We start from the raw sequence: 3,147 nt of genomic DNA, 5'->3' as shown, positions 1-3,147 counted from the left end.
AAAAAATATAAACCAATATTTTTATCAGCGCTTCTTGCATGCTTCTTAACAGGAGTTACAGAACCAATAGAATTTATGTTTATGTTTATATCACCAGTATTATATGTGGTGTATGCAATACTTACAGGTCTTGCATTTGCTTTAGCAGATTTAATAAATTTAAGAGTACATTCATTTGGTTTTATAGAATTTTTGACTCGTACTCCAATGTTAATTAAAGCAGGATTGACTATGGACTTAGTAAACTTTGTATTATCTTGTATAGTATTCTTTGTACTAAACTTTGCTACATTTAATTTCTTAATAAAGAAATTTGATATAGCAACACCAGGTCGTAAGGGGAATTATATAGAAGATGGAGAAGGGCAATCATCTTCTAAAACTACATATAATAGTGAAAAAGATATGTTATCAGAAAAAGTAATAGATCTACTTGGAGGATCAGACAATATTGAAGATGTAGATGCTTGTATGACTCGTTTGAGGGTTACAGTTAAAGATACTTCTTTAGTTGGAGATGAAAAAAGCTGGAAAGAAAATGGAGCATTAGGTCTTATAATTAAAGATAGAGGAGTTCAAGCTGTGTATGGACCAAAAGCAGACGTATTAAAATCAAATATCCAAGATATATTGGGGGTATAAAATTGAATCTTTTAACTTTAAATTGTCACTCATGGCAAGAAGATAAGCAACTTGAAAAAATAAAATATATAGCAAACACTATAAATGAAAATGACTATGATGTTATAGCACTTCAAGAAGTAAGTCAGAAAAAAAGTTCAAGAGTAGTTTATGAAAATATAAAGGAAGATAATTTTGCTTTAGTATTACAGAAAGAACTTGAGAAACTTGGAAATTTCAATTACAACCTTTTCTGGGATATGTGTCATATAGGATATGATATATATGAGGAGGGGATTTGTCTTATGACAAAGCTTTCGATTCATAAAAAAGAAAGTTTTTTTATAACAAATAGCAATGATTATGAATTTTGGAAAACTAGAAAAATAGTTAAATTAAAAGCAAATTATAAAGGTAAAGAAGTAAGTTTTTATTCATGTCATTTGGGATGGTGGCATGATAAAGAAGAACCATTTATAAATCAGGCTAATAAATTACTTGAAAATATAAAAGAAGAAAATATAGCTTTTATTATGGGGGACTTTAATAATAATGCAAATATAAAAAATGAAGGCTATGATTATTTATGCAAAAATCTTATAGATACATACTATTTATCAATTGAAAAAGATGATGGTGTAACTGTTGAAGGTAATATAGCTGGATGGGATTATAATAATGAAAAATTGAGGCTAGATTTAATACTTAGCAATAAAAAAGTAGAAGTAATAAGTTCTAATGTTATATTTAATAATATAAATAAAGATATAGTTTCAGATCATTATGGAGTAGAAATTAAGGTAAAAATATAATAAGTTTATAGGTATACTGTGGAGGAAAATAATGAAAAAAATATGGTGGAAAGAAGCTGTTGCATATCAAATATATCCAAGAAGCTTTAATGATTCAAATAATGATGGAATAGGTGATATAAGAGGAATAATTGAAAAATTAGAATATTTAAAGGATTTAGGTGTAGATGTTATATGGGTATCTCCATTTTATAAATCGCCAAACGATGATAATGGATACGATATAAGTGATTATCAAGATATAATGGAAGAGTTTGGAACAATGAAAGATTTTGATGATCTTTTAAAAGAAGTACATAAAAGAAATATGAAACTAATAATAGATTTAGTTATAAATCATACCAGTGATGAGCATCCATGGTTTATAGAATCAAAATCATCTAGAGATAGTAATAAAAGAGATTGGTATATTTGGAGAGATGGAAAGGATAATAAAGAACCAAATAACTGGGAAAGTATATTTAAAGGTTCTGCTTGGGAATATGATGAGAATACTAAGCAATATTATCTTCATCTATTTACAAAGAAACAACCAGACTTGAACTGGGAAAATGAAGATATGAGACGTAGAATATATGATATGATGAACTGGTGGTTAGATAAAGGTATAGATGGTTTTAGAGTAGATGCTATAAGTCATATAAATAAAGAAAAAGACTTAAAAGATATGCCAAATCCTGATAATTTAGAATACGTACCATCATTTGATAAGCATATGAATGTAGAAGGAATACATAAATATCTTAAGGAATTAAAAGAAAATACTTTTGATAAATACGATATAATGACTGTTGGAGAAGCTAATGGAGTAAAAACACAAGATGCTCATATGTGGGTAGGGGAAGAAGAAGGTAAGTTTAATATGGTATTTCAGTTTGAGCATATAGACCTTTGGAGTAATAAAGTAGGAGAAAAACTTGACTTAGTAAAATTTAAAGAAGTTATAACTAGGTGGCAAGATGGACTTTATAAAACTGGTTGGAATGCACTATTTATAGAAAATCATGACATAGCAAGATGTGTATCTTCACTTGGTGATGATAAAAACTACTGGTATGAAAGTTCTACTTCATTAGGATTGATGTATTTTATGTTACAAGGAACTCCATTTATATACCAAGGACAAGAGATTGGAATGACAAATGTAGCTTTTAACTCTATTGAAGATTATGATGATGTAAGAACTAAAAATCACTATTATATAGAACTTAATAATGGTAAAACTCATGAAGAACTTATAAAAGAAGTATGGGAAACTTCAAGAGATAATACTAGAACCCCAATGCAATGGGACGATAGTATAAATGCTGGATTTAGTAAAGTAAATCCATGGATGAAAGTTAATCCTAATTATATAAATATTAATGTAGAGAATCAGTTAAATGATGAAAAATCAATACTATCTTTTTACAAGAATATGATAAAAATAAGAAAAAGTGACGAGTTATATGTATATGGTAAATACGATTTATTACTTAAAGAAGATGAAAATATTTATGCGTATACAAGGACTTTTAAAGATAGGCAAGTTATTGTTATATGTAATATAAGTGATAAGCTCTTAGAGTGTGATTTAAAAAACTTTAAATTAAATCACAAAAACTTAATACTATCAAACTATAATGTGGATAATCATATTGAATGTTGTAATATAAATTTAAGACCATATGAATGCAGAATGTATAGATTAAAATAAAAATACTAGATAATTATC

3 protein-coding genes are annotated in these 3,147 nt (G+C 27.3%); all 3 read left to right on the top strand.

The genetic code is table 11. The features are described 5' to 3' along the window. On the top strand, positions 1–642 hold a 642-nt coding region (locus tag JWF52_RS18525; RefSeq protein WP_208334948.1), incomplete at its 5' end, for a glucose PTS transporter subunit EIIB. A 2-nt stretch (positions 643–644) separates the two neighbouring features. Next, positions 645–1,433, top strand: a complete 789-nt coding sequence (locus tag JWF52_RS18520) for an endonuclease/exonuclease/phosphatase family protein (protein WP_208334947.1) — start codon at positions 645–647, stop codon at positions 1,431–1,433. Between the two features lie 31 nt (positions 1,434–1,464). Then, a complete protein-coding gene (locus tag JWF52_RS18515) occupies positions 1,465–3,129 on the top strand; it encodes a glycoside hydrolase family 13 protein (RefSeq protein WP_208334946.1) in 1,665 nt (554 codons plus the stop codon). Positions 3,130–3,147 lie beyond the last annotated feature (18 nt).

It is taken from the genome of Clostridium sp. CCUG 7971 (assembly GCF_017590215.1).
Taxonomy (GTDB): Bacteria; Bacillota; Clostridia; order Peptostreptococcales; family Peptostreptococcaceae; genus Faecalimicrobium.
This window is presented reverse-complemented; position numbering and strand designations above follow the sequence as displayed.